At 74.7% G+C, this 4,451-nt stretch carries 5 protein-coding genes; 2 read left to right on the top strand and 3 right to left on the bottom strand.

The features are described 5' to 3' along the window. Positions 1 to 44: 44 nt before the first annotated feature. Positions 45 to 866: an ABC transporter permease gene (locus ACFUVW_RS19850; protein WP_430573017.1), complete on the bottom strand. Its 822-nt coding sequence runs from the start codon at positions 864 to 866 to the stop codon at positions 45 to 47. Beyond that, positions 863 to 1,861, bottom strand: coding sequence for an ATP-binding cassette domain-containing protein (locus ACFUVW_RS19845; protein ID WP_430573016.1), 999 nt, complete (start codon positions 1,859 to 1,861; stop codon positions 863 to 865). The genes ACFUVW_RS19850 and ACFUVW_RS19845 overlap by 4 nt, the downstream gene beginning before the upstream one ends. A 150-nt stretch (positions 1,862 to 2,011) precedes the next feature. Here ACFUVW_RS19845 and ACFUVW_RS19840 point away from each other — a divergent pair, with 150 nt between their 5' ends. Continuing rightward, positions 2,012 to 3,073 carry an NAD-dependent epimerase/dehydratase family protein gene (locus tag ACFUVW_RS19840; protein WP_430573015.1) on the top strand — a complete coding sequence of 354 codons (1,062 nt, stop codon included), beginning with the start codon at positions 2,012 to 2,014 and terminating at the stop codon, positions 3,071 to 3,073. On the opposite strand, the gene ACFUVW_RS19835 is transcribed toward ACFUVW_RS19840, so the two are convergent. Continuing rightward, a complete protein-coding gene (locus ACFUVW_RS19835) occupies positions 3,053 to 3,616 on the bottom strand; it encodes a MarR family winged helix-turn-helix transcriptional regulator (RefSeq protein WP_430573014.1) in 564 nt (187 codons plus the stop codon). The genes ACFUVW_RS19840 and ACFUVW_RS19835 overlap by 21 nt on opposite strands. Positions 3,617 to 3,742: 126 nt before the next feature. On the opposite strand from ACFUVW_RS19835, the gene ACFUVW_RS19830 reads away from it, so the two are divergent. Then, on the top strand, positions 3,743 to 4,375 hold the full coding sequence (locus ACFUVW_RS19830) for an FMN-dependent NADH-azoreductase (protein WP_430573013.1): 633 nt from the start codon (positions 3,743 to 3,745) through the stop codon (positions 4,373 to 4,375). Positions 4,376 to 4,451: the final 76 nt, after the last annotated feature.

Below are 4,451 nucleotides of genomic sequence, written 5' to 3'. Positions count from 1 at the left end.
GGTCGGAACGGGGCCACGAGCCCACCCACAACGGTCCCTCGGGGTCAGCGGGCGGTCCGACGGCGGTACAGCACGCTGCCGGCGGCGACGCTCGCGGCGAGGACGCCCACCAGCCACGCGCACGCGGTGAGGATGGTGCCGCCGTCGGGGCTGCCCATCAGCAGCCCGCGCACGGACTCGATGATCGGCGTGAACGGCTGGTGCTCGGCGAAGCCGTGCAGCCAGTCCGGCATGGTGTCGACCGGCACGAACCCCGAGCTCAGGTAGGGCACGAACAGGAAGATCATGTTCACCGACATGGACGCCTCGACGCTGAGCACGAGCCCGAGCACCACGCTGATCCAGGTGAACGTCACGACCGCGAGCACCACCATGCCCACGAAGCCGAGCCACTGGGCGGGGTCGGCGTCGGGACGGAACCCGTACGCGAGCGCCACCAGCAGCACCACGACCACGGAGGCGAGGTTGCGCACCACGCTCGCGATCACGTGGCCCCACAGGGCCGAGGACGAGAAGATCGGCAGCGTCTTGAACCGGTCGATCGTGCCGGTGGTCATGTCCTGGGCGACGCCGGTGGCGGCGGTGGCCGAGTTCATGCCCAGGCACATGATGAGCAGGCCCGGCACGACGTAGTCGATGTACTCGCCGCCGGTGCCGCCGGAGATGGCGCCGCCGAAGACGATCACGAACGCCGACATGATGAGCACGGGCAGCGCGAACGCGGTGATCAGCCCGTCGATCGAGCGCAGGGAGCGGCGCGCCTCGCGGCGGGTCATGGTGGCGACGTCGCGCAGCGGCGCCCGGACGGACGCCGGACGGACCGCGCCGTGCGCGGTGGGCGCGGCCGGGGCCAGGGTGGTGGTCATCGCAGGGCCTCCTCGGGGGCGGGCTGGTCGGTGGTGTCGGTGGTACTCGCGGCACGCCCGGCGGTGTGGCCGGTGAGCGCCAGGAAGACGTCGTCGAGGGTGGGCTTGACCACGCTCACGCCCGCGACGGCGAGGCCGCGGGACTCGGCCCGGTCGAGGACGTCGCGGATGGTGCGGACGGGCTCGGCGCTCGGGAAGGTCAGGGCGAGCGCCCGGAGGTCCTCCTCCGCGGCGTCGAGGCCGGCGACGCCGAGGTCGCGCGCACCGGCCAGGCTCGCGGCGTCGTCGAACGTCACGCGCACGTGGTCCCCGGCGACCAGCGACTTGAGCTCCTCCGCCGTGCCGCGCGCGGCGATCGTGCCCTCGGCGAGGACGGCGATCGTGTCGGCGAGGCGGTCGGCCTCCTCGAGGTACTGCGTCGTGAGCAGGATGGTGGTGCCGTCGGCCGCGAGCCCGCGCACGACCTCCCACAGCTGGGAGCGCGACGCCGGGTCGAGGCCGGTGGTGGGCTCGTCGAGCACCAGCACGGTCGGGTCCGCGACGAGGCTGATCGCCAGGTCGAGGCGGCGGCGCATGCCGCCGGAGTAGGTGGCGACCCGCCGGCGGGCGGCGTCCGTGAGGTCGAAGCGCTCCAGGAGCTCGTGGGCGCGGCGACGCACGACGCGCTTCGGCAGGTGCGCGAGGTCGGCCATCATGACGAGGTTCTCCTCGCCCGTCTGGAACTCGTCGACGCTCGCGTACTGGCCGGTCAGCGCGATGCTGCGCCGCACGGCGGCCGGCTGCTTGACGACGTCGGCACCGGCGATGGTCGCCGTGCCCCCGTCCGGCTGCACCAGCGTGGTGAGGATGTTGACGGTGGTGGTCTTGCCCGCGCCGTTCGGCCCGAGCAGCGCGAAGATCTCGCCGCGTCGGACGGCGAGGTCGACGCCACGCAGGACGGCGGTGCGTCCGTAGGACTTGCGCAGCCCCCGCACCGCGATCATCGGGTCGTTCATGGCCGTTCCCCTCGGTCGGTCTGTGTATGACGTACACGAGCGTACGGCATACACATCGCGTTGGCTATACACATCGTGTCCCGGATACACGAGCCGCGGCGCGCGCCGGTTGCTCGCGCGCCACGGCGCGGCCCCGGCTACGGTCGGAGCGTGCGCGTCGTCGTCGTGGGAGCCAGCGGGAACGTCGGGACCGCCGTGCTGGGCGCCCTGGTCCAGGAACCCGCCGTGACCTCGGTCGTCGGCGTCGCCCGGCGGGTGCCGCGCGCCGACGGCAGCAGCACCGTCGCCTACCCGCACTCCGCCGCCGAGTGGGTCCGGGTCGACCTCACCGACACCGCGGACGCCGTCGTGCGCGGCCTCGACCGGGCCTTCCTCGGGGCCGACGCCGTCATCCACCTCGCCTGGGCGCCGCCGTCCGCGCGCGACTCCGGGCAGGCCCGGCGCCTCAACCTCGACGGCTCGCGCGCCGTCGCCGACGCCGTCGTGCGCGGCGGGGTGCCGCACCTCGTGTTCGGCTCCACCTCCGGTGTCTACTCCCCCGGCCCCGCCGGCGGCGGCCTCGTGCGCGAGGACTGGCCGCGGCGCGGCGTGCGCACGTCGCCCTACTCCGTGCAGAAGGCCGCCGTCGAGCGGATGCTCGACGACGTCGCCGAGCGGCACCCGCGGCTGGTCGTGAGCCGGGTGCGGCCCGCGCTCATGCTGCAGCGCGCGGCGGGCGCCGAGCTCGGGCGCTACTTCCTGGGCCCGATCGGCACGCGCGCGCTGCGACTCGCCGCGAAGCGCGCCCCGGAGGGAGCCCTGCTGCCGGCCGTGCCCGCGCTCGCGGGCCTCCGCCTGCAGGTGATGCACGTCGACGACGCCGCCGACGCATACCGCGCCGTCGTCGTCGGCCGCCACCCCGGGCCGTTCAACGTCGCTCCCGAGGGCTGGCTGACGTCGGCCGACCTCGCCGACACGCTCTCCGGCGGCCGCAGCGTCGAGGTCTCGCCCGACGTCGCGCGGACCGGCCTGTCGGTCGCCTCGACGCTGCGCCTGGCGCCCGTCGACGTGGGCTGGTTCGACATGGCCCGGGCCGACGTCGTCCTCGACGCGACGCGTGCCCGCGAGCTGCTGCGCTGGGCGCCCACGCACGACCCGCGCGACGTGCTGCGCGAGACCGTCGAGGGCGTCATCGCCGGCACGGGCGCCGGCTCACCGCCCCTGCTCGGCTGACGGCTCCGCTGAGGGCTGGGCTGAGGGCTCGGCCGGCGGGGCGCAGCCGCGGACACGCTCGCCGCACGCCAGGGCCGGGTCGATCGTGCGGACGACGACGTCGGCCGCGGCGCCGAACGCCTCGAGCTGGCCGCGGTCGAGCGCGTCCACCACGAGTCGCCGCACCTCGGCGACGTGCCCGGGGGCGGACGCCACGAGCTTGTCCCAGCCCGCGTCCGTGAGCCGGGCCTCCATGCGCCGCCGCCCCACCGAGCACGGCGTGCGCTCGACCAGCCCGGAGCGCTCGAGCCGACCGACCGCGTGCGAGAGGCGCGACAGGGAGCCGCGGGAGAGGGCGGCGAGGTCGGACATGCTCAGGGTGCGCGCGGGCGCGTCGCCGAGCGCGACCAGCACGTGGTACTCGAAGAGGTTGAGCCCGGCGTCGGCGCGCAGCTGGGCGTCGAGCGTGGCGGGCAGGGTCATGAGGAGCGCGGCCACCGACGACCAGCTGCGCTGCTGGTCGTCGCTGAGCCAGGCCGGGGCGTCGGTCGCTGCGGACGGCATACCTCATCGTAGGCCGACTTGAACGGTCAATCCGCCGATGGGTACCGTCGCGTTGAACATTCAAGCTGCAGCCCCGCCCCCGGCGCGCCGTCGGGGCGGCGGGCCCGTACGGAGGAAACCCACCGCATGACGCTTCTTCGCCTCGACGCCAGCATCCAGGGCGACCGCTCCGCCAGCTCCGCGCTGGCGGACACCGTGGTCACCGAGCTCACCGCCGCCCGCCCCGACACGACGGTCGTCACGCGGCACCTGGGCCAGGACCCGCTGCCCGCCGACGCCTGGGCGCTGGCGACCTCGGCCGGCTTCGTCGCGGAGGCGGAGCGCTCGCCCGAGCAGCGCGCCGCCCTCGACCTCGCCGCCGCCCTGGCCGACGAGGTGCGCGCCGCCGACGCCCTGGTGCTCGCCCTGCCGCTGTACAACTACGGGGTCTCGCAGCACGCGAAGGCCTGGATCGACCTCGTGACCGTCGGCGCCGGCACCGGCGTGCCCGTGCTCGAGGGCAAGCCCACCGTGCTCGTCACCACCCGTGGCGGCGCCTTCGGCGAGGGCACCCCGCGCGAGGGCTGGGACCACAACACCGGCTACCTGCGCCGCATCCTCGCGGACCTCTGGCTGGCCGACCTCACCGTCGTCGAGCGCGAGTTCACCCTGGTCGGCGTGAACCCCGCCCTCGACCAGTTCACCGAGCTCGCCGCCGTCATGGCCAAGCAGGCCGAGGAGGACGCCGTCGCCGCCGGCAGGGCCCTCGCCGCCCGCTGACGCCGAGGTAGTACCGACAACCGCGAGGTAGTAGCGCAGACGGCGAGGTAGTACGAGAGCTCGTACTACCTCGCCG

The sequence above is a fragment of the Isoptericola sp. NPDC057391 genome, from assembly GCF_042668085.1.
GTDB lineage: Bacteria > Actinomycetota > Actinomycetes > Actinomycetales > Cellulomonadaceae > Isoptericola.
The sequence above is the reverse complement of the archived record's forward strand: the minus strand, read 5'-3'. Positions and strand labels throughout refer to the sequence as shown.